Below are 25,302 nucleotides of genomic sequence, written 5' to 3'. Positions count from 1 at the left end.
CTTTTCGGCGCTGAAGCATGGGCCGCGCCGGACGTCACGTCAATGGGTGATCGCGGTGCGGTCGAGGTCGGGTGGTGTGATGGGTGGGCCTCAGACGCGGGTCCATTTCTGGCTGGTTCCTCCGGTGCAGGTCCAGATGTTCACCTTGGTGCCGTTGGCGGTGCCGGCGCCGGACACGTCCAGGCACTTGTTCGCTCCGACGGAGGTGATGCTGCCGTCGGCGTTGAGGCGCCATTTCTGGTTGTTCTGCCCGTTGCAGTCCCAGATGATCACGGCGGTGCCGTCCGCCGTCCCGGCCCCGTTCACATCCAGGCACTTGCCGCCGTAGACGCGCAGCTCACCGGAACTGGTGGAGGTCCACTGCTGGTTGGCCTGCCCGTTGCAGTCCCAGAGCTGCGCCTGCGCGCCGTTGGCCTGCGAGGCGCCGTTGACGTCCAGGCACCGGTTCGACCCCACACCCTTGAAGGCGCTCGTGCTCCCCGAGGGCGAGGTGCCGGTGTCGAGGGTGAAGGCGTCGACGTCGAACAGGTAGCCCTGTCCGGTCGGGCCACGGAAGACCAGGTACAGCGTCGTCGTGCCGGCCGGCGGGCCGCTGAGGTTCGCCGAGACGTCGGTGAAGACGTCCCAGCTGCCGGTGCTCGCGACGTTCACCGTTCCCAGCAGTGTGCCCGTCGCCGAGCCCGCCCGCACCTCGATCCGGCCGCCCGCGCCGGCCGAGGAGACCCGGGCGGTGATCCTGGTCGCGTTGCCCAGGTTGTACGGCTGGAAGGAGATCCAGTCGCCGTCGTCGGTGAAGCCGGCCGTCTTGCCGCCTTCCGCGGTGGCGTGGTCGGCCGTCTGGATGCCCTGCTGGGCGCCGAAGTGCTCGGCCTGCCGGTGCCGCGGCTGGAGCGTACGAGCGCTGGTGGAGGTCAGACCGCCGTTGTCGGTGTAGGAGGCCTCGAAGATGCCGTAGAGGTTGGCCGCGGTGTCATGCTCACCATCGGCCGGCACCGAGATGGAGCCCGAGCAGCCGGTCTTGGAGGTGATCTTGTGGGGGTGGCTGTCGTGGCCGAGGTAGTAGGCGACGGTGACCTCGGCGCAGTCGATCGTGCCGTCCTCCGGGTCGCCGACGGTGACCTGGAAGGGCACGGTGTCGCCGAAGGAGAACAGCTGCCCGTCGGCAGGGGTGGTGAGGTTGACCGTCGGCGCGGTGTTGCCGACGGTCACGATCACGCTCGCCGTGCCGGGGAGACCCTGCGGGTCCCGGACCGTCAGCGTCGCCGTGTAGGTGCCGTTCGTGGTGTAGGTCTTGCTCGGATTCGCGGCCGTGGAGGTGGTGCCGTCGCCGAAGTTCCACGAGTAGGTCAGCGCGCCACCCTCCGGGTCGGAGCTGCCCGCGGAGGAGAAGTTCACCGTCAGCGGGGCCGGTCCCGACGTCTTGTCGGCGGACGCCTTGGCGATCGGATTGCGGTTGGCATTGCCGATGTGCTCGATGCGATACAGCGCCTGGTTGTTGTTCCCGGTGCCGTAGTCGAGGACGTATAAGGCCCCGTCAGGACCGAAGGCCATGTCCATCACCTGCGTGCCCGACCAGGGGAACGCCGAGATCTCCCCGTAGGCGCCGTCCGGCTTGACCTCGATCGCCTTGATCCAGCGGCGGCCGTACTCACCGGCGAAATACCGCCCGTCGAGCGACTGGGGGAACTTGATGGCCGAGTTCAGGTCCGGGTCGTAACGGTAGACCGGACCACCCATCGGCGACTCCGACCCGGAGCCGAACTCCGGCGGAGATCCGGCGTCCCCCGCGTACCTGATCCACGCCGGCTTCGCCGGAGGCAGCGTGGTCAGGCCGGTGTTGCGGAAGGAGTTGTTGGTGGGGCCGCCCGCGCAGTTGTACTTCGGGCCGGTGCTGTTGGTGGCGAAGTTCCATTCGTTGTAGGTCTCGCTGGTGGTGTTCGTACCCGTGCAGTACGGCCAGCCGTAGTTGCCCGGACCGGTGATGCGGTCGAACTCCACTTGCCCGCTCGGCCCGCGGTTGGAGTTGGTCACACCCGCGTCCGGCCCGTAGTCGCCGAGGTAGACGATGCCGGTCGCCTTGTCCACGCTCATCCGGAACGGGTTGCGTAAGCCCATCGCGTAGATCTCCGGCCGGGTCCTCGCCGTCCCCTGCGGGAACATGTTGCCGCTGGGAATCGTGTAGGTGCCGTCGGGCTGCGGCTTGATGCGCAGGAGCTTGCCGCGCAGGTCGTTGGTGTTGGCGGCCGAGCGCTGGGCGTCGAACTGCGGGTTGCGGTTGGTCCGCTCGTCCAGCGGGGAGTAGCCGCTCGACTCGAACGGGTTGGTGTCGTCGCCGGTGGTCAGATACAAGTTACCTTCGGCGTCGAAGTCGATGTCCCCGCCCACGTGACAGCACTGGCCGCGGTCGTTCTGGACCCGCAGGACCACCTTCTCGCTGGTCATGTCGAGAGTGTCGTCCGACTTGAGGGTGAACCGGGACAGGTACAGCTCGCCCTTCCACTGGTCGAACTGCGCCTGCGTGCCGGTGCTGGGCGCATCGCCGTTCGGCGTGCTCAGCCGCGGCGAGTAGTAGAGCCAGATGTGCCGGTTCGAGGTGAAGTTCGGGTCGACCGCCGCACCCTGCAGGCCCTCCTCGTCGTGAGAGTAGACGTTGAGCCTGCCGGCCACCTTCGTGTTGCCGTTGACATCGGTGACGCGCACCGTGCCGTCGCGCGCCGTGTGCACCACCGACCGGTTCGGCATCACGGCCAGCGACATCGCCTCACCCAGTTCCGCGCCACCCGAGGCGAGAGACACCTGCTGGTAGTCGGACGGCGGGATGTCGAGGGCGTTCGCCGGGGAGGCGTTGAGCGCGAGTGCTCCGGGAGTGATGAGCGCCATCGTGGTCAGCAAGGTGAGCCACGGACGTCGGGACATGAGTGTTCCCTCCTGCAACAGGAAGACCAGTCAGGGCAAGGCGCCCGGGATTCTGCTCGTGGCCAGAGGAGTGCCGCCCCTGGCCACGGTGGGAGACGAGGCCCGTCGTCAGGCGGACGGTGTCAGGCGCGGGTCCATTTCTGGTTGGTGCCGCCGTGGCAGGTCCAGATCTGCACCTTGGTGCCGTTGGCGGTGCCGGACCCGGACACGTCCAGGCACTTGTTCGCTCCGACGGCGGTGATGCTGCCGTCGGCGTTGAGGCGCCACTTCTGGTTGTTCTGGCCGTTGCAGTCCCAGATGATCACGGCGGTGCCGTCCGCCGTCCCGGCCCCGTTCACGTCCAGGCACTTGCCGCCGTAGACGCGCAGCTCACCGGAACTGGTGGAGGTCCACTGCTGGTTGGCCTGCCCGTTGCAGTCCCAGAGCTGCGCCTGCGCGCCGTTCGTCTGCGAGGCGCCGCTGACGTCCAGGCACCGGCCCGATCCCACACCCTTGAACGCACTCGTGCTCCCCGAAGGCTGGCCCTGGGGCCCGGCGGACGCGATCACGGCCTGGGCGCCGGCCGGCCAGGCGCCGTTGGTGACGGTGACGTTGTTGTTCACCACGTTGCCGCGGTCGCCGTTGGTCACGTTGGTGCTGCCGTTGGTCGACCAGTTGCCGGTGACGGTGAAATTGCCCATGTTCTCGCCGTAGAAGTAGTTGGCGGTGGCCCAGGTGCCGGTGTTCGAGAGCACGTTGTTCCTGACGGTGTAGTACTTGGAGCCCTCGTCGAAGTAGATGCCGAACCAGCCGTTGGTGCGCAGGCAGTGGTTGTCGCTGATCACCGCGCCCGGGTTCCACGACAGCGTGTAGATGCAGCCGCCGTCGGTCATCTGCTGCATGACGTCGTGCACGTAGTTGCCGACGAGCCGGTTGCCGGAGGCGGTGGTGGCCGTGGTGTAGCGCGGCTGGAAGTCGTACAGGCCGCGGTCGGCGTAGTGGGTGCTGCCGCCCGGCTCGTTGGCGCCCCAGCCGTACCCGATCGACATGCCGGTGTACGGCATGTTGTAGACCTCGTTGTGGGACACGTCGGTGTTGGTGACGTAGGTGGTCAGGACCGAGACGACGCCCCGGTGGTCCAGGCCGAGGTCGTGGATGCGGTTGTTGCTGACGGTGATGTTCCGGTTGACCATCCGCTGGTCACTCGGGTGGTGCGCGTCGGCGCGCACGCCGCCGACCACGATGCCGCCGGCCGAGCTGCGGGCGATCTCCGACCGGGTGACCGTGATGTCGGCGGCGCCCAGGCCGACACCGCTGGCGTGCGCGTTGGCGTCGTTGCCGATGCCGATGGCCGTCTGTCCCAGGTTGACGAAGCGCGAGTCGGTGAAGGTGATGGTGTTCGCCGCGGAGACCTGCACGGCGGCGGGCATCTGGTACCAGTTCGGCCGGGTCGCCTCGAACTGGCGGCAGCCCTGATGACAGGAGGTGAAGGCGGGCCAGCTCCAGTTGCCGGCCATGTAGGCGCCGGTCTGCTGGTCCACGTAGCCCTGGTTGCCGCTGGGGCCGAGCCAGCTCGTGCCGGTGAAGGCGATCCCGCTGAACGTGATGTGGTGCGCGGGCGCGTCGTAGGTTCCCCCCACGTGCACCAGCGACTGGAGCACCGGCAGCTCCACGCTGACGTTGCCCATGTTCTGCCCGGCGAGGGGGATGTAGGACAGGGCGCCGGTCGCGGGGTCGAGGTACCACTCCCCCGGCGAGTCGAGGAACTCGTAGGCGTTGGCCAGGTGGAGCGGCCCCGCCCGGTGCGGGCTGGTGAAGGTGTCGTACCCGAAGTTGTTGTTGTTCCAGGCGGGCTGCCGCATCGTGATGAGGTTGCCGCTGATGCTCTGCACCGGCGCGTACCGGTCGGTGAACGAACCGACGCTCTCCATCTCGACCCGGCCCTGGTTGGCGAGGTTGTTCAGATAGCTCAGCGCGCCGCTGGTGAACCTCATCCCGGTGCTGCTCGCGGTGAAGTCGGACCGGTTGACGGCGGTGCGCGCCCGGGTGGCGAGCGCGCCGTCGACGTACAGCTGCCGGGTGTCGATCCCGGTGCCGACGTTGGCGCGCCAGATGTTCTTCGCGGAGTCGGCCAACGACCAGCCGGTGACCGCCCTGGCTCCGCTGATGACCGGAACGGCCCCCGCCGCGGCCTGCCATCTGACGGAGTAGCCGTTGTTCCCGGAGTCGGCGGCGGTCAGCCGGAGCGGCGCGGAGAGCCGGTACACCCCGTCGGCCAGCTCGACGACGATGTCCCCGGACATGGCGCCGTTCAGCGAACGTACCGCCGTCTGCGCCGCGGACAGCGAGCACGGCTGGGCGGAGGTGCAGGCGGTGCCGGTGCCGGCGGGGGACGCGTACAGGGTCGTGGTGGCCGCGAGGGCCGAGGTGGCCGGGGCGACGAGGGCGAGCGCCGCGGCCAGCGCCGTGGCGACGATGCCGGTCAGGACCGGTCTCAGCGCCGTGACGGGCGAAGACAATTGCACGGTGGTTCCTTTGGGGGGTGGGGTGTGGTCGGGTCACGCCCTCCTCCTCAGGCAGGCGACGCCCTTCTGAGGTGGAGGCAGTCGTCGAACGGGGAGGGGTACGACGGCGCCTCACTGGTGACACCACGAGGGACACACGGTGAAGCGAGGCTGTGGACGTCGACGTGGCCGGCCACGATGCGGAGGGCCGCGAAACGCCTCCACATTGCGCCCATGTGATCCAGCCGCGGAGGTTCCGGAAGGAGCGCGTCCCCCGGGGCCTCGCTATCTAATTACGTTCGGAGTCATGATGCCCGTCAAGACCTTAAGCCCGCTTATTTCGCCATCCGCACACCGAGGGCCCGGCCATGGTTAGCCGCTTTGCTCCTTCACCAGCGGAGACGCCTGCCACCACGTACGTCCGCGCCGACCATTCCCGCATGAACCGTTCAGATGTGTCGTACTGATCGGACGGTGCCTGGCCCATGGGAGGGCAACCTCGATCAGTCATACTCTTGCAGGGAATGGCGAGGAGGAAGCACGGTGACCGACACCCCGCGTGAGAGCGGATACCGGCCGGGCTACGAGGTGGCCGCCGAGCAGGTACTGGAATTCATCGTCCGGCTCGGCCTGCGTCCCGGCGACCGCATGCCGACCGAGAACGAGCTGGCCCGGCAGCTGGGCACCAGCCGCACCGTGGTACGCGAGGCGGTGAAGATACTCTCCGCGCTCGGCCGGGTGCGCGCCCAGAAGGGCCGTGGCCTGTATGTGGCCGACGACGAGGGGATGCTCGGCACCGGGCGCTGGGCGTCCTTCTTCCTCCCGACCGACCTCGACCACGTCTACATGCTGTTCGAGTTCCGCCGGGCGCAGGAGATGGAGACCAGCCGGCTGGCCGCCCGCCGCGCCACCCCTGCGGAGCTGAGGGCCATCGAGGAAGCGGCCGGCGCGTGCCGCCACGGATTCGAGACCGGACGCGAGGAGCTGTTCAACGAGGGCGACAACACCTTTCACACCGCCATCGCCACGGCCTCGCACAACATGTTCCTCCAGGTCGCGGTGCGGGAGGCGCGCAGGCTGCAGGCGCAGTCGAGCCTCATCGGGCTGCGCGGCTCGGTGGGCGGGCACGCCGCCAAGGCCGTCGAGGAGCACGACGCCATCTACCGGGCCATCCGCGCCGGCGAACCGGAAGCGGCCGCCCAGGCCGCCGCCACACACATCGACAACACCCTCGACGACTACCGAAGGGAGATCCAGCAGCGCCTCTTCTCCTCATCCGAATGACCCGGCTGGCGGTCGGCTATGTCGAACCGGTTCGACCATGCGGGAGCCGATGGGACGCCATCAGGCGAACCGGGGGCGGATGAACGTTTCATCGAGCCCGACTCGGCGGGAGTCGGAGCATCGCCGATGGGTGCCACCGGGAGGACTTTCGGCAGGCAGCCGGAGAGCATGGAGCCTTGACAGGCGGCCCGCCGGTCGTATGTGCTTCGCTGTACACCGCCGTCTCCCCCTCCTCAGTGGATTCAGTACGTTGGCGAATCGATTCGCACTCGTTGTGGCGACCGGTTTCCGAGCAGCTATCCCCAAGGAGTACGACAATGCAGCCTTCATCCGTTCCCTTATCGGGCCGTGCGACGCGTGGGCGGCGCTCCCGGGCGGCCGTCGTCGCGTCTGTGGTGGCGGCGCTGGCGACCCTCCTGACCACCGCCCTGACATGGTCGGCACCGGCCTCGGCAGCGACCGCGCCGCTGGTGGGCATGGGGTCGCAGCGGTGCCTGGACGTCAATGGCGCCTCGCAGGCGAACGGCGCGCAGGTGCAGCTCTGGGACTGCAACGGCCAGGCCAACCAGCAGTGGACCTCCACCGGTTCCGATGAGCTACGGGTGTACGGCACCAAGTGCCTGGACGTTTACGGCGGCGGCACCGCCGACGGCACCAGTGTGATCATCTGGGACTGCAACGGGCAGAACAACCAGAAATGGCGCATCAACGCCGACGGCACCATCACCGCGGTCGGCGCGAACAAGTGCCTGGACGTGTCCGGGTCCGGCACCGCCAACGGCACCAAAGTGCACATCTGGACCTGCCACGGTGGCACCAACCAGAAATGGACCACCGGAGCGGAGCCGCCCCCGCCGCCGCCCGGCGCGCGCCCGTGCGACATCTACGCCTCGGGCGGCACGCCGTGCGTGGCCGCGCACAGCACGACGCGGGCGCTCTACGAGTCGTACAACGGCAACCTGTACCAGGTCAGGCGCTCCTCCGACAACACGACCAGGAACATCGCCGTCCTGACCGCGGGCGGCGTCGCCAACGCCGCGGCCCAGGACTCGTTCTGCGCCGGCACCACGTGCGTCATCACCGTCGTGTACGACCAGTCCGGGCGAGGCAACGACCTGTGGTACCAGGGATCCAGCGTGGTCCCCGGCTCCCCTCAAAGCAGGCCCGCGATCGCGACCACCGAGTCGCTCACCGTCGGCGGCGGCAAGGCCTACTCGCTCTACATCAACCCCGGCAACAGCTACTGGCGGGACGGCCACCTGACCGGCGTGCCCACCGGCAGCGCACCCGAGGGCATGTACATGGTCACCAGCGGCACCCACGTCAACAGCGGCTGCTGCTTCGACTACGGCAACAGCGAGACGACCAGGAAGGCCGACGCCGCCGGCGCCATGGACGCCATCAACTTCAGCACCCAGTGCTGGTTCGGCGGCTGTCAGGGAACCGGCCCCTGGGTCCAGGCCGACCTCGAATGGGGGCTCTACCCCGGCGGCAGCCAGTCGTGGAACCCCAACCAGCGGGCCTTCCCCCACAAGTTCGTCACCGCCACGCTGAAGAACAACGGCACGACCCGGTTCGCCATCAAGGGCAGCAACGCGCAGTCCGGCAGCCTGTACACCCTGTACGACGGGCCGCTCCCCAACGGCTACAGCCCGATGAAGAAGCAGGGGGCCATCATCTTGGGCAGCGGCGGCGACTGCTGCAAGCCCGACGGCGGCGCCAACCTCAGCGCGGGCACCTTCTACGAAGGCGCCATGGTCGCCGGCTATCCCACCGACGCCACGGAGAGCGCCGTCCAGGACAACATCATCGCCGCCGGCTACCGCTGACCGGGTCCCAGGACAAGACCCTCGGCAAATCCGGACGTCAGCCACCTACTCCGCCCAGCAGGGGGAGGCGGTGGCGACGTTCGGACGACGCCGGGGCACAGGCGACGGCGGGCGTCATCCGGCGATTTTCCGGCGCATGACACTAGATCTGGTGACTCCTCCGCTCTCTGCCGGGTGAACCCGGAAGGTCCCTCACTAGGCCTGATGGAAGCTGCCGGTGACCGCCAGCAGCCGTCGTCCGGCGTGCTCCGGCCGGATGTGGGGGCCCTCGGCGGCTGTGGCATTCGGCCGGCGGGCGAACGCGTTGATCGCGTGCTCGTCGATCGTGATGCCGAGACCCGGCGAGTCGCCGAGGATGAACGCGCCGTCCTCGACGTACAGGTCGAGCGACAGTCCGAGCGGCGGGTGCAGGTCCTGCAACTCGCTGGCCAGGTGGTTGGGCACCGACGTCGCGGCGTGCAGCAGCGCGACCGGCGTGGAGCCGATCGGGCTGACCGGCAGGTCATGGGCGTGCGCCAGGGCGGACACCCGGAGGAAGTGGGACACCCCCCAGACGACGGCCGTCTGGACGATGTCGACGGCTCCCGCGGCCAGCAGCGGACGGAACTGCTCCAGCCCGGTGAGGTTCTCCCCCGTGGCGACGGAGGCGTGGATCCCGCGACCGACGACGGCCAGGCCTTCGGCGTCCCACCGCCGGACCGGCTCTTCGATCCACGCGAGATCCAGGGTGCGTTCGAGCTCGCAGACGTGCCGGACCGCCTGCTTGCGGGTCCAGGCCTCGTTCACGTCGAGCATCAGGCCCGGCCGCGATTCGTGCCCGGCCTCGGTCAGGACATCCCGTACCAGCGTCAGGCGGTGCCGGTCACGGTCGATGTCCAGGCCACCCTTGAGCTTGGCCGCGCGCAAACCGTGCTGGGCGTAGACCTGATACACCGAGACGAGTTCGTCGTCGGTCAGGCCGATGTCGAGGCCCGAGGCGTAGGCGGGCACCCGCCGGTCGCGTCCGCCCAGCAGACGCCAGAGCGGTTCACCTGCCGCCTGTGCCTTGATGTCCCACAAGGCAGTGTCGAGTGCGCCGATCGTGCCGAACACGGCGCCGGCGTGGCCCGCCTTGAAGGTCCGCCGCAGCATGCGGTCGTAGAGCGCCGTCACGCCGCGCGGATCCTCGCCCTCGATCGCGGCGAAGACAGCGTCGATCTCCACGTGCGGCCCGAGGCCGATGCCGGTGATCCCCTCGTCGGTGTCCACCATGACGACCGGCACCGAGACGACTCCGTCGGCGAAGACGCCGTTGGCGTCGCCGACGGGACGGCCCCATTCCTGGACCGTCGTCGTGGTCCGATACCCCGTGATTCGCATGTCAGCCTTTCGTGGAACCGGCGGTGACGCCGTCGGCGATTTGGCGCTGGAGGGCGAGATAGATCATCAGCACGGGTATCGCGGCGATCAGGACTCCCGAGGCGAAGGTGGGGATGTCGTCGGAATACTGCCCGCGCAGCGCGTTGACCCCGATCATGAGGGTGCGATGCTCGGGTGACGGCATCATGAGCAGGGAGATGAGCACGTCGTTCCAGCAGAACAAGGCGTCGAGAATGCCGACCGACAGCAGCGCCGGAACGCCCAGTGGGAGCATGATCCGCCGGTACACGCCGTACACCGTGTTCCCGTCGATCCTGGCCGCGTCGACGATCTCGGCCGGAATGGTCCTGTAGTGACTCGTCATCAGGAAGACGGTGAACGGGAGGAACTGCGCGACGTAGGCCAGGATCAGTCCCGGGTAGGTGTCGACGAGCCCGCTGTCGGCCATGACCCTGGTGAGCGGCACCATGATCACCTGGAACGGGATGAACAGCCCCGCGAGACAGCCCAGGAAGATCACCGAAGAGCCACGGAACCGCAGCTGACTCAGCGCGAAGCCGGCCATCGACCCCAACAGCAGCAGCAGGAACACGGCGCATGCCACGACGATGAACGAGTTGACGAAGTACCGCGCCATTCCGGCGCTGGCCCACGCCTCGGCGATGTTGTCCCAGCGCAGGGAACCCGCCGGGGAGAATCGGTCGAGGATGTAGTCGCGCCGGGTCTTCATCGCGACGTTGACGGTGAACACGAGAGGATAGATCGTCGCCAGCGCGAGAACGGCCATCGGAACGGCGGCCATCCACCTGGCCAGACGCATGCCGAGCATCAGTCTTGCCTTCCCGCGCGGCGGAGCAGAGTGATCTGCAGGAGCCCCACCACGAGCATGACGACGAAAAGGACTGTCGAGGCGGCCGAGGCGAGCGCCGGCCGGTTCATCTGTCCCTGCTGGTGCCAGATGTAGTACTCCGGCAGGTAGGTCGATCCCTCCGGGCCCCCGCTGGTCATGATGAAGAGCAGGCCGAACATGGACGTCAGCATCCCGATCATCGTGGTCACGAAGACGAACTGAATGGTGCGCGTCAGGCTCGGGATGATCACGTGCCAGATGATCTGGCGGAGCGACGCGCCGTCCACGCGGGCGGCGTCCAGCAGCGCGGCGTCCAGAGTGCTGAATCCGGCGAGGAACACCACCAGGGCCATCCCGAACGTCGCCCATATGTGCACGCCGACAACGGTGAACATGGCGATGCGCGGATCCCCGAGCCAGTCGACCGGGCCGACGCCGATCGCCCCGAGGGCGGCGTTCAAGGGGCCGTCGAACCCGAGCATGAGGTTGAAGATCGCGCCGACGATCACCGGTGAGAGCACAGCCGGGAAGAAATAGACGCTGCGGTAGACCCGGTGCCCCGGAACGCGCAGATAGATGAAGGTCGCGAGCAGACCCGGAATCGCCACCGCCACGGGAAGCAGCAGCACCAGCAGCCCGACGTTGCCCAGCGAGGTGCGGAACAACGGGTCGCCGACCAGCTCCAGGTAGTTGCTCAGGCCGACGGGGGCTCCGTTGAGCTCGCCGTCACCCGTGAAGGAGAAGTTGACCCCCAGGACCAGCGGCCACAGCCGCAGCACCACGATGATCAGTACGGCCGGGGCCACCAGGACGTAGGGCGCGAGGCGCTCGGCGCGCGCCTTACGGGAGGGTGGCCGGGCAGCCGTGTGGGCGCCCCCGCGGCGTTCCCGCTGCTTCACGGCCGCTCCGCCGGCCCGCCCCGAGCCGGCCGCCAAGGACGATGGACCTCCGATCGGCACGCGGTCAGCTCTCCCGGTCGGAGGCGGCCAACTGCTTCACAGCCTTGTCCACGGTGGTCGACCCGCTCAGGAGCTGCTGGGACAGTCTTCCCATGAGGTCCAGGGTCTTGGAGGACAAGGCCACGTGCAGGGCGGGCTTGCCGGTCTGGATCTCGGACACGATCGTGGCGACGGCCGGGCCGGCCTGCGAGACGTCGATCGTGGTGTCGGACGCGATCGCGCCGGCCTTGGAGTAGAACGCCGTCAAGGCGTCGGTCGAGGTCAGGGATCGCACCAGATCGGCGGCCAGTTCCGGGTCCTTCGTCCACTTCGCGACCGCGTAGCCGATGCCGCCGTCGTACGGAAGGCTCGGGGTGGCTCCGTCGGTGACGACGGGGGCCTGCATGACGCCGATCTTGTCGGGCGGCAGGAACTCGCCGAAATCCTTCCAGTGCCCGATGTCCGACATCAGCCCGGTGATGTGAGCGGCCTTACCGGTCTCGAAGACTCTGAAAATGTCGGTGAACATCGCGGTGGAGTTGGCACCGTCGTTGTTCAGCCCTTTGTCGCCGGTGTCCTTCCACAGCTCGAAGATCCGCTTCACGTGAGGAGAGGTCCAGTCGCGCTTCCCGGCGATCCAGTCGTCGTACTCCTGAGGCGGCAAAATGCCGGATCCGAGGCCCGACATGAAGAACTGGATTCCGAAGCCTTCCTTGTTGCCGAGCGCGAAGCACGTGGCCCCGGTCGCCTTCTTGATGGCGGCGCAGCCGCTGACCAACTCGTTCCAGGTCTTGGGCGGGCTCGCCGGGTCGAGACCGGCCTTCTCGTAGAGCGTCTTGTTGTAGTAGATCGGGTGCCCTTGCAAGGTCACCGGTGCGGCGTAGATCTTGCCGTCCTTGCTGAACGCGTCCCAGCCCGCCAGCCGGCTCTTGTCCCCGGCCACGTACTGGTCCAGCGGAAGGAGTGCGCCGACCCGGTCGCGGATCTGCCCGCCCCCGTTGAAGAGCATGACGTCCGGCCCCTTGCTGGACTGGATCGCCGTGCCGAGCAGGGTGTAGTACTGGTCGAACGGCTGGGCGACGAACTCGACGGTGACCCCCGGATGCCGCTTGGCGAAGTCGGCCTTCGCCTTCTCGATGTAGGCGGCGGCGACCGGTTCACCGGACTTCCAGTCCCAGACCACGAGCTTCTTCTGCTTCTGCTGCGAGTCTCCGGACGGGGACTCCGTCCGGGTCGCGCTCCCGCAGCCGGCCACGGCCAGTCCCACGACCATCAAGGCCAACCACAACGCGCGCTGCTTCATTGCTGCCCACTTTCCGAAAGCGGCCACTGGACCCGGCCGGTCTCCGGGAAACATAATTCGTATGACGTCTTAGGTCAAGACAGGTCACGTATACTGACGCGGTGGCGCTGCCACGTGCCAGGCCACCCGGAGGGGATATGACGGCATCGGAGGAAACGGCCGGCAGTGTCCCGGCGTCACCGGCCTGGGTGCGACGCCCGGCCAGTCTCGCCAGAGCGGTGACAGCCGAGCTGGTGGAGCGCATCGTTCGCGGTGTGCACCCGCCGGGGACGCCGCTGCCCCCCGAGCCCGCGCTGTGCGCGGCCTTCTCCGTGAGCCGCACCGTCGTCCGGGAAGCGGTGAAAGTCCTGCAGGAGAAGGGACTGGTACAGGTCCGCCAGGGCTCCGGCACCATGGTGACCCCACCGGCGATGTGGGACATGCTCGACGAACTCGTCCTCGCCGCGACCATCGTCGAGGACGCGAGCCTGACGATTCTCGACGACCTCGTCGTCACACGGCGCGTGCTGGAGTCCGACATGGCGAACGTCGCCGCCCGGCTGGCCGGGCCGGACACCGTGGATCAGCTGCGCGCACTGGTGGATCGGATGGACGAGCTCGTGGACGACCCGGCCACGTACGCCGAAGGCGACCGTGCCTTCCACGACACGATCATGCAAGCGTCGGGAAACCGCATCGCTCGTGGCGTCGTACGGGCGCTGGAAAGCCAGGTCTTCAACACTGCCCGCTACATGGGCCGGACCGAGCGGGCCTTGTGCGTGGCGTCGAACCTCGGCCATCGCCGCATCTACGAACGCATCGCCGCCCACGATCCCGACGGCGCCGCCGAGGCGATGTTCAATCACATCACCGAGGCCTGGATCGTCCGCCGCAGCGGAACGGCCGATCCCGTACGGCTGCGGCGTTAGCACCGGACGCATCCCGTGAGACCGGCCGCCCCGCCCGGGCAGGGCAGGGGTGGCCGCTTGGCTTGATCATGCGAACCGATTCGATTGACGGACCATGAAAGTTTCATCGCGGCACGTCTGTGGTGACCACGGCCTTCCCCTGGCCAGACGCAGGATCGACGGGGCGCCTCAGGCGAGTGCCCCCAACGTCGAACAGGCCGGGCCTTGACAGGTCTAGTCACGATCATATTTGCTCCGCTGCACCGTCGCCTCCAGCTGCCCGGAAGAAAGGAGATGCGATTATTGCGGCATTGAGTGAACGCTAACACTTTGGGACTCGATCGGTCGGCCGACGCGCGCCGGGCCAGCGAGTTTCGATCGGCAGAACGCAGTGCGCCGCGTCGACCCGGTATTCACCGAGTCAGAGACCAGAAACGCCGGCCGCCGATGTTCCGCACCCCGGAAAGGTGGAGGAATTGGCTTCCCATTTACGTGTGTCGAGGCTCAGGACCCTCTTCACTGCTATCGCGTCCACGGCCCTGCTCGTCGTCCTGACCACGGCGCAGACGGCGCTGGGCGACAGCGCAACCCCGTCGCTCGCAAAAGAGAGCGCCCTCGCGGCCACCGCGGGATGCGGCAATACTCCGACGCTGAGAAGCGGTATGCAGTCGATAACGACCAGCGGGAAAAATCGTAGCTACATCCTGAGAATTCCGGACAACTACAACAACAGCACCCAGTACCGGTTGATCTTCGGGTTCCATTGGAATGGCGGCACCGCCAACGATGTCGACTCGGGCGGAACCAGTGGGTATCCCTGGTCCTACTACGGGCTCAGGGCATTGTCGAACAACACCGCGATTTTCGTCGCGCCTCAGGGCATCAACAACGGCTGGGCAAACTCGGGCGGTGAGGACGTCACCTTCGTCGACGACATGATCCGGCGGATCGAGGCGGACCTCTGCGTGGACACCTCCCAGCGCTTCGCCCTGGGCTTCAGCTACGGCGGCGGCATGAGCTACGCGCTCGCGTGCGCCCGGGCGACGGTCTTCCGCGCGGTGGCGGTATACGCCGGCGGGCAGCTCAGCGGGTGCAGCGGCGGCACCGAGCCCGTCGCGTACATCGGGCTGCACGGCCTCAGGGACCCGGTGCTCAACATCTCCGCGGGCCGGTCGCTGCGTGACAGGTTCGTCAGGAACAACGGCTGCACACCCCAGAACCCGCCGGAGCCGGCGCAGGGCAGCCTGACGCACATCGTCACCTACTACTCGGGATGCCGGGCTGGGTATCCGGTCGCATGGGCGGCGTTCGACGCGGGCCACACTCCCGGTCCCGTGGACGGAAGGCCTGGCGACTTCGAACCCGGCGAGAACTCCTGGACCAGGCCAGTGGTGTGGGAATTCTTCACGCAGCTCGGAGGCGGCAACCCCGATCCGCCGGCGAACGCGCTCAAGGGTGTGGGGTCGGGCCGGTGCCTGGACGTCGCCGGGGTATCGCAGGCCAACGGCGCGCAGGTGCAGCTCTGGGACTGCAACGGCCAGGCCAACCAGCAGTGGACCTCCACCGACTCCGGTGAGCTGCGCGTCTACGGCGGCAAGTGCCTGGACGTGAACGGGGCCGGGACGGCGGACGGCACCAGCGTGATCATCTGGGACTGCAACGGCCAGAACAACCAGAAATGGCGCCTCAACGCCGACGGCACCATCACCGCCGTCGGAGCGAACAAGTGCCTGGACGTGTCCGGGTCCGGCACCGCCAACGGCACCAAGGTGCAGATCTGGACCTGCCACGGTGGCACCAACCAGAAATGGACCCGCGCCTGACGCTGACAGCCTGTGACAGCTGACGACGCGCCATCGCCGGGGCGACTCATCGCCCCGGCGATGAGTGAGGTGAACCGATCTTTACCTCAGGTTCACCAGCGCAAGCGGCTACCTGTTCAACGTGAACTGGTGGCAGTTCACCGGCGGCGGTGGTTCTTGACGCCCTCATCCTGCCGATCCTCCTCATACCGCCGGAACAGGCGCGTGGTCGTACCCAACGGAGGCCGTCCGCCCGCAACCCCCATAGGCTTGGAGAACCGAAATGGCTGATTTATCGCGAAGACAAGTGCTGAGATTCGGCGCGGTCGGAGCTGGAGCTGCGCTGGTGCCGGGGCAATGGACGGCGGCTGCCCGGGCCGCGTCGGTGGCGCCTCCGGAGGTGCGCGCCGCGAACGATCTGGCGCTGTGGTACGACGCAAGCGCCGGTACGGACTGGCTGCGTGCGCTTCCGATCGGAAACGGTCGCCTGGGCGCCATGGTGTTCGGCAACGTCGACACCGAGCGGCTGCAGCTCAACGAGGACACCATCTGGGCCGGTGGGCCGTACGACCAGAGCAACACGAGGGGTGCGGCGGCGCTGCCGCAGATCCGGCAGCTGGTCTTCCAGAACCAGTGGAGCCAGGCCCAGAGCCTGATCGACCAGAACATGCTGGGCAACCCTTCGGCTCAGCTGGCGTACCAGCCCGTGGGCAATCTGCGACTGACCTTCGGCAGCGCCACCGGCGTCTCGGAATACAACCGCTGGCTGGATCTGACCACTGCCGCCACGACGGTGACGTACCTGCAGAACGGCGTGCGGTATCAGCGCGAGGTGCTCGCGAGCGCGCCGGATCAGGTGATCGCCCTCCGCCTGACCGCTGACAGGCCCGGCTCCATCACATTCTCCGCGACGTTCGACAGCCCGCAGCGGACGACGCGGTCCAGTCCGGACGGCACGACGGTGGCGCTGGACGGCATTTCCGGCGACCAGAGGGGCCTGTCCGGCAAAGTCAGGTTCCTGGCACTGGCCCGGGCCGTCGCCGAAGGCGGCAGTGTCAGCAGCTCCGGCGGCACGCTGCAGGTGAGGGCCGCCGACAGCGTGACGGTGCTGATCTCCATCGGCTCCAGCTACGTGAACTACAAGGACGTCAGCGGCGACTACCAGGGCATCGCGTCGCGCCACCTCAACGCCGCCGTCACCAGAACCTACGACGACCTGCGTGGCCGGCACGTCGCCGACTACCAGCGGTTGTCCGGGCGCACGACGCTCGACCTCGGCCGCACCGCGGCGGCCGACCAGCCGACCGACGTACGGATCGCGCAGCACGCGAACAGCAACGACCCGCAGTTCTCGGCGTTGCTGTTCCAGTACGGCCGTTACCTGCTGATCTCCTCCTCGCGTCCGGGCACCCAGCCCGCCAACCTGCAGGGCATCTGGAACGACTCGCTGACCCCGTCCTGGGACTCGAAGTACACCCTCAACGCCAACCTGCCCATGAACTACTGGCCGACCGACACGACGAACCTGTCGGAGTGCTACGAGCCGGTGTTCCGGATGATCAACGATCTCACGGTCAGCGGCGCCCGCACGGCCCGGGTGCAGTACAACGCCGGCGGCTGGGTGACCCACCACAACACCGACGGGTGGCGGGGCAGCTCGGTCGTCGACGGCGCGACCTGGGGCATGTGGCAGACCGGCGGCGCATGGCTGGCCACCATGATCTGGGACCACTACCTCTTCACCGGCGACCTCGAGTTCCTCCGGCAGTACTACCCGGCCATGAAGGGGGCGGCGCAGTTCTTCCTGGAGACTCTCGTGCAGGAGCCAAGCCTGGGGTATCTGGTCACGAACCCGTCGAACTCCCCGGAACTGACCCACCACGCGGGCGTCAGCGTGTGCGCCGGCCCCACGATGGACAACCAGATCCTGCGGGACCTGTTCAACGGCTGCGCCAAGGCCAGCGAACTCCTCAGCACGGACGCAAGCTTCCGGGCGCAGGTCCTGGCCGCCCGGGACCGGCTCCCCCCGATGAAGACCGGGTCACGCGGCAACATCCAGGAGTGGCTGTACGACTGGGTCGAGACCGAGCCGAACCACCGGCACATCTCCCACCTCTACGGCCTGCACCCCAGCAACCAGATCACCAAGCGCGGCACCCCCGCGCTGTACACCGCCGCGCGGCGGACCCTCGAACTGCGCGGTGACGACGGGACCGGCTGGTCGCTGGCCTGGAAGATCAACTACTGGGCGCGGATGGAGGAGGGCACGCGGGCGCACGCCCTGATCCGCGCCCTCGTGACGACGGCCCGGCTCGCGCCGAACATGTTCGACCTGCACCCGCCGTTCCAGATCGACGGTAACTTCGGGGCGACATCCGGCATCGCCGAGATGCTGCTGCAGAGCCACAACGGCGAGCTGCACGTGCTGCCGGCGCTGCCGGCGGCCTGGCCGAGCGGGAAGGTGCAGGGTCTTCGGGGGCGCGGCGGCTACACCGTGGACGCGACGTGGAGCTCCGGCGGGGCCACCGAGATCCTCCTCAGGTTCGACCGTGACGGGACGGTCAACGTACGCAGCCGGATGTTCGCCGGAACCTACCAGGTGGTCGACACGACGACCGGCGGTACCGTCAGCGTCGACAAACCCGAGAGCGACGTCATCAGACTGACCGGCCAAGCCGGTCGTACGTACCGCATGACCGGGTCCGGCCCCGCGCCGACGAGCTACGTGCGGATCATCAATGTCACCACCGGTCTGGCGCTGGACAGCGGCGGGAATGTCGCCTCCGGGTCGAACCTCAAGCAATGGAACTGGGACGGCAGCACCAACCTGCAGTGGCAGCTCGTGGACCTGGGCGGGGGGTGGTACCGCATCGTCAACCGCACCAACGGCATGGTCGCCGACAGTTGGGGCAACACCGCCAACGGCGCCAACGCCAGGCAGGCGGCGTGGGGCGGCGGCAACAACCAGCAGTGGCGCCTCAACAACATGGGCAACGGCCGCTACCAGATCATCAACCGCGGCACCGGCACGGCCCTCGACGGTATGGGCAACAGCACCGCCGGCTCCACCGTGGCCATGTGGACGCCGAACAACAACACCAACAACCAATGGACTATTACGGGCGTGTGAAAACCCGGCGCCCCAAGCAGACCTCAACCCTACGCGCTTCGCCGCGACCGGTGACCGGTTGCGGCGAAGCCATGAGCCGGCCGACGTTCCGCAGCCCTTCACGTGCGTCCCGGCCTGGCTCATGATCAGCCCGCACGCCACCACGGCCGGCACCCGGGACGCGTGCACGGCCTCGGCCGGCAGGACGCGGTGAAGGGGATCAGCAGCATGGCCACGCTGCCAAGCAGCGACGCCCGGCCTGCCCTCGCCCCCGCCGCCGGCATCGCCTGGAAGTGCCTGTCCCACGACTTCCCACCGCGCACGACCGTCTACTACTTGTCCGCCGGGGCCAAGGAAGGCATCTTCGAGCAACTGGGCATCGAGCTGACCCACAACACCGACGTCGACCAGCTCAACGGCGCGGCCCGGGTGCTGCGCCGCGCCGCCGGGCGAGCCGCCCGGTGCTGGTCGAGTGGCGCGCCCGCACCCCGAGGGGCCTCGCCTGGAACGGGGGTGGATCGAGGCGGGTCACATCGCCGCACCCCGTCCCTTCCCCCGCCAACTACGACAGCACGGGCACCGGCCACCACCCGCAGTTCTGCACTGACCGATGCCCGTGCAAGGCCCGCCAGGACAACGGTGCGTCCCAGGCGGCCACCCATGCAGCCTGAGCAGCAGCCGGCGATAGCCGCCCGCCCCCGCTACCAGGGGCGGGCGCGCATTGCCGCGATGCTCGGGGTTAGCTCGGACCTCCTCGAACACTGGATCCGACGCCACCCAGACAGAATGCCCGAGCCTGACGCCGAGCTGGACGAAGGCCGCGGTCGCGTGGCCCCGCTGTGGCTACCCGGCCGGGACGCCGAGTGGCAGGCATGGCGGACCTCGGTTACGGCGACCCGCACCCCCATCGCCGCGCAGCCGGGCCGGATCGGTGGTGCGACGTCGCACCATCTGCTCAAACAGATGTTCAGCGCGCTCCTTCTGCGAGGGGGCGGAGGGCTTCGGTGGTGAGGTGCCGCAGAGTGGGGTAGCCGTCGACGGCCATGAGAAGGTCGGCCTCGGCCAGCAGCGAGCGCAGCACGTGGACGATGCCGTCACTGCCGCCCAGGGCCAGGCCGTAGGCGTAGGGGCGGCCGATCCCGACGGCGGTGGCACCCAGGGCGAGGGCCTTGACGACATCGGCGCCGCTGCGGATGCCGGAGTCGAAGAACACGGGCAACCCGTCGGCGGCCTCGACGACCGCGGGCAGGCAGTCGAGGGCTGGCAGGCCACCGTTGGCCTGGCGGCCGCCGTGGTTGGAGCAGTAGATACCGTCCACCCCGCCGTCCCTGGCGCGGCGTGCGTCCTCGGGGTGGCATATGCCCTTGACGATCAGCGGCAGGTTCGTGAGTGAGCGCAGCCACGGCAGATCGTCCCAAGTGAGCGGATTGCCGAAGACCTGGACCCAGCGCAGTACGGCTGTCTGCGGGTCCTGCTCGGGGGTGGTCCCCAGACCGGCGCGGAAGACGGGATCACTGGTGTAGTTGGCCAGGCAGTGGCCACGCAATTGCGGGAAGTTGGAGGCGGCCAGGTCGCGGGGGCGCCAGCCGGTGATCCACGTGTCGAGGGTGACCACGATGCCCCGGTAGCCGGCTTTTTCGGCGCGGTGTACGAGGCTCGCGGCCAGGTCCCGGTCTTTGGGCGTGTAGAGCTGGAAGAAACCAGGGGTCTCACCGAATTCGGCGGCGACAGACTCCAGCGGGTCGACTGACAGGGTGGAGGCGACCATCGGGACACCGGTGCGGGCTGCGGCCCGGGCTGTTGCCAGGTCGCCGTGGCCGTCCTGGGCGCACAGGCCGATGACGCCGATCGGGGCCAGGAACAGCGGTGAAGGCAGGGTCATCCCGAACAACTCGACGGACAGGTCCCGTTCGGCGGCGCCGACGAACATCCGCGGAACCAGCCCCCAGCGGTCGAACGCGGTGGTGTTGGCCCGCTGGGTGCGCTCGTCCCCGGCTCCGCCGGCGACGTAGTTCCACACCGAGGCCGGCAGCGTGGCCTGAGCCCGGGACTCCAGGTCCGCGTAGGTCATGGGGAAGCGCGGCATGACGCCGCCCAGTCCGTTGAGGTAGATCTCCTCCTGGTAGGAGCCGAACGCCTGTCCCATGGGGTCACCCTTCCGATCGCCGATTCCGCAGGTGCACCGCACCTTTGCCCAGTGTGGAAGACCGGGCGGAGTGAAGCACTGAAACGCAGGGATCTCGCGCCAAAGCAGGTGTGAATGCAGGATAGCGTCAGACGGCTGGGTGAGGACGATCTCGCGCTCATCCACGCCCTGCAGTTGCGGCCCAGGGCCTCGTGGACCGACCTCGGCCGCGCCCTCGGCGTGGACCCGGTCACCGCGGCCAGGCGCTGGAGCCGTCTGACCGAATGCGGGGAGGCCTGGATCGGCGTCTCACCAGGGCCCCGGCTGTTCGAGCAGGTCTGCGTCGCCTTCGTCGACATCGAATGCGCCGCCGGGGCGGCCGCCGCCGTGGCCCGCGCGCTGAGCGGCCGCCCACACGTGCTCACCCTGGAGCGGTCGGCCGGGACCCAGGACCTGCTGGCCACCGTGGCCACCAGCGACCTGGCCGCCGCCCTCGACACCAGCTCCTCCACCGTCAAGCGCCGCCTCGACCGGCTCACCCGGCTCGGCTTACTGCGCTTTCGTTGCGACTTCGCCCGCCCGCTGGAGGGCTGGCCGGTCGCCGTCACCTTCTGGGCCAAGCTCCCGACCCTTGACGTGCCGGACATCGGCCACGCCCTGATCCGGCTCCCGGAGACCCGCAACTGCGCCGCGATCAGCGGCCCGCACAATCTCATCCTGCAGGCCAGCCTGCACTCCGTCGAAGACGTGCTCCGCTTCGAAACCCAGCTCGCCATCGCCCATCCCAGCCTGGACATCGCCGAGCGGGTGATCACCCTGCGGCACGACAAGCTGCTCGGCCGCCTCCTCGACCCCTACGGCAGGTCCGTCGGCACCGTGCCACCCGACATCTGGTCCAATCCCGTCGAGGCGACTCCTGACCCGGGTTTCGGGTGCTCAAAGGCGGCCCACAACCGGTCCGAGTCCAGTCGGCCGTGCCAAGCCGGGCGTGAAACACCACGTCATCACTGACGGCACCGGGATCCCCCGGCCGTCTGTCTGACCGGCGGCACCGCAGTGACCTCACCCAGCTCATGCCACTGATCAAGGCCATTCCACCCGTCCGGGGCCGCGTAAGTCGGACGCCGCCAGCATCTGCCGGCGACGGCTCGCACGTCAGCCTCGGGAAGCCGGCGCGCCACTAAAGCTCAGGCTGGTGGCTCCAGCATGGGCACGAGGAACCGCCGGGCCACCGCGGCCAGTTGCTCGTCGTCATCCAGGTTGATGATGGCACTGGGGATCGTCAGGAAAGAGGTGGAGATCCGCACCATCATCTCCGCCACGAGGTCGACGTCAAGGCTGCTCGACACGTTGCCCGCGCGTTGCTCGCTGCGAAGCTGACCGGAGACGAAATGCCGCACGGCGGCGAGGGTCTGACCCCCGTCAGCCGTCATGGAGGGGACTAGCAGGTCCGGTTCCGTGGCGATGAGTCCGCCGATCAGCGGGTTGCCGCGAATTGCCCGCAATGAGCTCACGAAGCCCAGCACCACCCTGTCGGCAGCGGTGCCGGCTTGTTCTATGTCGATGAGGAACTGGTCGAAATAGCGGCGGAACTCCCGGCGCACCACGTGTTCGATCAGCGTGTCCTTGGTGTCGAACCGCCGGTAGACCGTGATCCGCGACACCTTCGCCAGTCGGGCGACGTCTTCTATGGTGGAGCGCCTGATGCCCATCCGGCAGAACTGCTCGTACGCCGCGTCAAGGATGCGCGTCCGTAGCTCGTCATTGTCGTCGACGCGCTCGACGGCATCGAAATAGGCGCGCTCCAGCAATGAATCCGAGTCCGACAGCGCCATGAATCCGGACAGCACAGATTCCACGATCACCTCCTGTAGGGATTCTGCCTCAAACGCGGTCTTGTGATGCTCATCACACTATGCTCTGATGATGATACATAGATTCATGATTTGTTTCTCTGTATCATCCTTTTTCGCATGCCTGAGCGGGACCCCCACCTCGAAGGAGTGCAGAGCATGGCAGAGTTGAGCAGGCGCGAGGCACTGATCTCGGGCACCGCCTTGGGAGCGCTCGGCGCGTTAGGGATGGTCTCCCCAGCCCAGGCGGACTCCCTGTCCGGCGACTGGACCTGGCCGGCCAGTGGTTCGATAGCGGGTTCCGGCAGCGGCGCCGACCCCCGATGGGTGTGGGACGACGTGGCCGATCCGCTCCTCGCCTCACTGTTCGACCGCGGTGTCATACCCGAGGTCAACCGGCTGCTGTACGACTGGAACCGCAACGACCAGCCCCTGCCCGCGGGACTGCCGGAGGATCTGCGGGCCTTCATCGAGCAGGCGCGTCAGCTGCCGCCGTGGGCCGACCCCACCAAGCTGGACGCTGGGGCGCGGTTCCACGCGCTCAAGGGGAACTACATCGTCGTCCTCACCATTGTCGGCGCCGGGATGCTGGCCACCTCCATCCCCAAGGAGGCCCGCGCTGTCTATTACTCCGCGGGCGGTGCGGATCTGAAAGACCGGATCGCCAAGACGAACATCCTGGCGTACGCGGTCAGACCACAGAACGCCTGGGGTGCCGGCGGCACGGCCGTGGTCGAGTCTGTGAAGACCCGGCTGGTGCATGCGGCGGTGCGGCACCTGCTGAAGTCGTCTCCCCACTGGTCCGGCCCTATCCCGATCAGCCAGGAGGACATGCTCGTCACGTGGCACACCCTGGCGACCTACTCCATGCGCGGGATGCGGGAGTGGAAGGTGCGTATCTCCTCCACCGAGGCCGCGGGGTACCTGCACTCGGTGCAGATGCTGGGGCACATGCTCGGCATCAGGGACGAGTTCCTCCCCGCCACCTGGGACTCCTCCTACGCCCAGTCGGACCTGGTCCTGCCCAGGAATATGGGGCCGACCCCGGAGGGGAAGGAACTCAACGCCATCCTGCGGGACATGCTCGCGGAGCTGACCAGCCCCGGCGGCATCGACAAGCCTCTCGTCAACGCGTTCGCCAGGTACCTCACCGGCAACCAGGTGGCCGACTGGAACGGCATCCGACGCGAGCCGCTGTGGGACCCGGTGGTCAAGACCGCTTGGCCGCTACTGGTGCAGTTCCGGGAGGGTCTGATTGGGCTGCCGCTGGTGCCCGCCGCCGCCTGGCTCCTCGACGAGATGGTCAAGAAGTGGACCACGTACTACCTCACCAAGGGAGCACAAACCAAGATCGCGATTCCGACGGGCAACCGGCCCAGCTGATCACGGACTAGGGGCGCCGCTCGCATTGACGGGCTCTTTGAAGGCCGCCTTGTCCACGACCGCCACCCCCAGCCCGTCGGCCTTGGCCGAGGTGCCGGACGAAGGCGCGAGGGCGGTGCGGACGTCGCCGTTCCACAGAGCTGCGGCCCGTCGCCTCGAGAGCCTCCGCGAAGCCCCGTTCCTGCGGCGTCACTGGAAGCCGGCCACGTTCTCCTTCGTCACCATCTCGGTGCCGGTGTCGATGATCGCCGGGACACGCTGGCCCCGGGCCGCGGCGACCGCGGTCTCGATGCCGGCCGAGCCCATCTTGGCGGGGAACTGGGCGACCGACGCCGCGATCTCACCTGCGGCGATGGCCTTGAGCTCGCCCGGTGAGGCGTCGAAGCCCACAAGCACGAGCTCTCCCGGCTTCTTGCCGGCCGACTTGACGGCCTGGAGGGCGCCGAGGACCGGCGGCCCGCAGGCCCCATAGATGGCGGCGATGCCGGGATGAGCGGCCAGGATGTCCTGGGCGGCGTTGAGCCCCTTGGTCTGGTCGCAGTCGGTGGCGGGTTTGGAGACCACGGTGACCCCGTCACCGAGCGTGGCCAGCATGCCGGTGACGCGGTCGTCGAGCGAGGGGTTGCCAAGCCGCCCCTGCAGGACGGCGATCGTCGAGCCGGGCTTGACGCGCTCGGCGAGCCAGGCACCCGCCAGCTTGCCGCCCGCGAGATTGTCGGTCGCCACCACCGACGACTTACCTGCCCAGCCGGGGATGTCGTTGTCCACCAGGACGATCTTGACTCCGGCGTCCACGGCCTTCTGCAGAACGTTCTGGAGGTTCGGGCTGGTCGGCGTGATCGCGATGGCCTTGACTCCCTTGGCGAGCATCGACTCGATCTGGGCCGTCTCGCCTTCGTCGTCCGTGCCGCTCTTGCCCTGGCCGAAGAGGACCTCGACGTCTGGGTGATCGCGGTTCCAGGTCTTCACCGCGTCGACCATGGTGTCGTAGAAGTCGACCGGGAACTTCGTGATGAATCCAACTTTGATCGGTTCGGCGGTGCCGGGAGACGCCCCGGTCGTGGACGTACCGGAGCCGGTGGAGCAGGCGCCGAGACAGAGCGCCAGTGCGAGGGCCAGCGAGGCTGACCGGAGGTGTGGGGCCATCGTTCTCATCACTTTCGGGAGGGGCGGTGGCGCGG

Annotated in this window: 17 protein-coding genes; 8 read left to right on the top strand and 9 right to left on the bottom strand. The window is 68.1% G+C overall.

Features of this window, described 5'->3' with window-relative positions; all coding sequences use genetic code 11:
* Positions 1-90: 90 nt before the first annotated feature.
* Both EJK15_RS08575 and EJK15_RS74280 read right to left on the bottom strand, forming a co-directional pair.
* Entirely contained in the window at positions 91-2,916 is a 2,826-nt protein-coding gene (locus EJK15_RS08575) for an RICIN domain-containing protein (RefSeq protein WP_138709840.1), read from the bottom strand.
* 122 nt (positions 2,917-3,038) lie between these two features.
* Positions 3,039-5,420: an RICIN domain-containing protein gene (locus EJK15_RS74280; protein WP_240776843.1), complete on the bottom strand. Its 2,382-nt coding sequence runs from the start codon at positions 5,418-5,420 to the stop codon at positions 3,039-3,041.
* A 522-nt stretch (positions 5,421-5,942) separates the two neighbouring features.
* Here EJK15_RS74280 and EJK15_RS08565 point away from each other — a divergent pair.
* Positions 5,943-6,683: a FadR/GntR family transcriptional regulator gene (locus EJK15_RS08565; protein WP_206060723.1), complete on the top strand. Its 741-nt coding sequence runs from the start codon at positions 5,943-5,945 to the stop codon at positions 6,681-6,683.
* Positions 6,684-7,075: 392 nt separating this feature from the next.
* A complete protein-coding gene (locus EJK15_RS08560) occupies positions 7,076-8,512 on the top strand; it encodes an arabinofuranosidase catalytic domain-containing protein (protein WP_206060722.1) in 1,437 nt (478 codons plus the stop codon).
* A gap of 195 nt (positions 8,513-8,707) precedes the next feature.
* Here the strand turns inward: EJK15_RS08560 and EJK15_RS08555 are convergent, their stop codons facing one another.
* From EJK15_RS08555 to EJK15_RS08540, 4 genes are all read right to left on the bottom strand, one after another.
* Positions 8,708-9,871 carry a mandelate racemase/muconate lactonizing enzyme family protein gene (locus tag EJK15_RS08555; protein ID WP_138709837.1) on the bottom strand — a complete coding sequence of 388 codons (1,164 nt, stop codon included), beginning with the start codon at positions 9,869-9,871 and terminating at the stop codon, positions 8,708-8,710.
* A gap of 1 nt (position 9,872) precedes the next feature.
* The gene (locus EJK15_RS08550; RefSeq protein WP_138709836.1) at positions 9,873-10,700 is read right to left on the bottom strand and encodes a carbohydrate ABC transporter permease; all 828 of its coding nucleotides are present in this window, start codon (positions 10,698-10,700) and stop codon (positions 9,873-9,875) included.
* A complete protein-coding gene (locus EJK15_RS08545) occupies positions 10,700-11,620 on the bottom strand; it encodes a carbohydrate ABC transporter permease (RefSeq protein WP_138709835.1) in 921 nt (306 codons plus the stop codon). Before EJK15_RS08545 ends, EJK15_RS08550 begins: the two co-directional genes overlap by 1 nt.
* A 64-nt stretch (positions 11,621-11,684) precedes the next feature.
* Complete coding sequence (locus EJK15_RS08540; protein WP_138709834.1) at positions 11,685-12,962, bottom strand: ABC transporter substrate-binding protein; 1,278 nt, start codon at positions 12,960-12,962, stop codon at positions 11,685-11,687.
* A gap of 218 nt (positions 12,963-13,180) precedes the next feature.
* Between EJK15_RS08540 and EJK15_RS08535 the strand changes: the two genes are divergently transcribed.
* The 4 genes from EJK15_RS08535 to EJK15_RS08515 all read left to right on the top strand — a co-directional run bounded on the left by EJK15_RS08535 (position 13,181) and on the right by EJK15_RS08515 (position 19,771).
* On the top strand, positions 13,181-13,870 hold the full coding sequence (locus tag EJK15_RS08535; protein WP_138709833.1) for a FadR/GntR family transcriptional regulator: 690 nt from the start codon (positions 13,181-13,183) through the stop codon (positions 13,868-13,870).
* A 473-nt stretch (positions 13,871-14,343) separates the two neighbouring features.
* Positions 14,344-15,672 (top strand): RICIN domain-containing protein, encoded by a 1,329-nt coding sequence (locus EJK15_RS08530; protein ID WP_240776842.1) that lies wholly within the window; start codon positions 14,344-14,346, stop codon positions 15,670-15,672.
* A gap of 286 nt (positions 15,673-15,958) precedes the next feature.
* Positions 15,959-18,781, top strand: coding sequence for a glycosyl hydrolase family 95 catalytic domain-containing protein (locus tag EJK15_RS08520; protein ID WP_206060721.1), 2,823 nt, complete (start codon positions 15,959-15,961; stop codon positions 18,779-18,781).
* A gap of 207 nt (positions 18,782-18,988) precedes the next feature.
* Positions 18,989-19,771, top strand: coding sequence for a hypothetical protein (locus EJK15_RS08515; RefSeq protein ID WP_138709831.1), 783 nt, complete (start codon positions 18,989-18,991; stop codon positions 19,769-19,771).
* Here the strand turns inward: EJK15_RS08515 and EJK15_RS08510 are convergent.
* On the bottom strand, positions 19,728-20,906 hold the full coding sequence (locus tag EJK15_RS08510) for an alpha-hydroxy-acid oxidizing protein (RefSeq protein WP_138709830.1): 1,179 nt from the start codon (positions 20,904-20,906) through the stop codon (positions 19,728-19,730). The genes EJK15_RS08515 and EJK15_RS08510 overlap by 44 nt on opposite strands.
* A gap of 114 nt (positions 20,907-21,020) precedes the next feature.
* Between EJK15_RS08510 and EJK15_RS08505 the strand changes: the two genes are divergently transcribed.
* Complete coding sequence (locus EJK15_RS08505; RefSeq protein ID WP_138709829.1) at positions 21,021-21,896, top strand: AsnC family transcriptional regulator; 876 nt, start codon at positions 21,021-21,023, stop codon at positions 21,894-21,896.
* A gap of 176 nt (positions 21,897-22,072) precedes the next feature.
* Here the strand turns inward: EJK15_RS08505 and EJK15_RS08495 are convergent, their stop codons facing one another.
* On the bottom strand, positions 22,073-22,744 hold the full coding sequence (locus EJK15_RS08495; protein ID WP_420847029.1) for a TetR/AcrR family transcriptional regulator: 672 nt from the start codon (positions 22,742-22,744) through the stop codon (positions 22,073-22,075).
* A gap of 153 nt (positions 22,745-22,897) precedes the next feature.
* On the opposite strand from EJK15_RS08495, the gene EJK15_RS08490 reads away from it, so the two are divergent.
* Positions 22,898-24,121, top strand: a complete 1,224-nt coding sequence (locus tag EJK15_RS08490; RefSeq protein ID WP_138709828.1) for an oxygenase MpaB family protein — start codon at positions 22,898-22,900, stop codon at positions 24,119-24,121.
* 189 nt (positions 24,122-24,310) lie between these two features.
* Here the strand turns inward: EJK15_RS08490 and EJK15_RS08485 are convergent, their stop codons facing one another.
* Positions 24,311-25,267 carry a sugar ABC transporter substrate-binding protein gene (locus tag EJK15_RS08485; protein WP_171074181.1) on the bottom strand — a complete coding sequence of 319 codons (957 nt, stop codon included), beginning with the start codon at positions 25,265-25,267 and terminating at the stop codon, positions 24,311-24,313.
* Positions 25,268-25,302 lie beyond the last annotated feature (35 nt).

The sequence above is a fragment of the Nonomuraea basaltis genome, assembly GCF_005893125.1.
GTDB lineage: Bacteria > Actinomycetota > Actinomycetes > Streptosporangiales > Streptosporangiaceae > Nonomuraea > Nonomuraea basaltis.
Note: the sequence above shows the minus strand (reverse complement) of the source record. Positions and strands in the feature narration are given on the sequence as shown.

Coding starts and splice junctions, on each gene's coding strand:
- EJK15_RS08575 (WP_138709840.1), bottom strand. CDS start 2,916: ATGTCCCGACGTCCGTGGCTCACCTTGCTGACCACGATGGCGCTCATC.
- EJK15_RS08555 (WP_138709837.1), bottom strand. CDS start 9,871: ATGCGAATCACGGGGTATCGGACCACGACGACGGTCCAGGAATGGGGC.
- EJK15_RS08550 (WP_138709836.1), bottom strand. CDS start 10,700: ATGCTCGGCATGCGTCTGGCCAGGTGGATGGCCGCCGTTCCGATGGCC.
- EJK15_RS08540 (WP_138709834.1), bottom strand. CDS start 12,962: ATGAAGCAGCGCGCGTTGTGGTTGGCCTTGATGGTCGTGGGACTGGCC.
- EJK15_RS08515 (WP_138709831.1), top strand. CDS start 18,989: ATGGCCACGCTGCCAAGCAGCGACGCCCGGCCTGCCCTCGCCCCCGCC.
- EJK15_RS08510 (WP_138709830.1), bottom strand. CDS start 20,906: ATGGGACAGGCGTTCGGCTCCTACCAGGAGGAGATCTACCTCAACGGA.
- EJK15_RS08505 (WP_138709829.1), top strand. CDS start 21,021: ATGCAGGATAGCGTCAGACGGCTGGGTGAGGACGATCTCGCGCTCATC.
- EJK15_RS08490 (WP_138709828.1), top strand. CDS start 22,898: ATGGCAGAGTTGAGCAGGCGCGAGGCACTGATCTCGGGCACCGCCTTG.
- EJK15_RS08485 (WP_171074181.1), bottom strand. CDS start 25,267: ATGGCCCCACACCTCCGGTCAGCCTCGCTGGCCCTCGCACTGGCGCTC.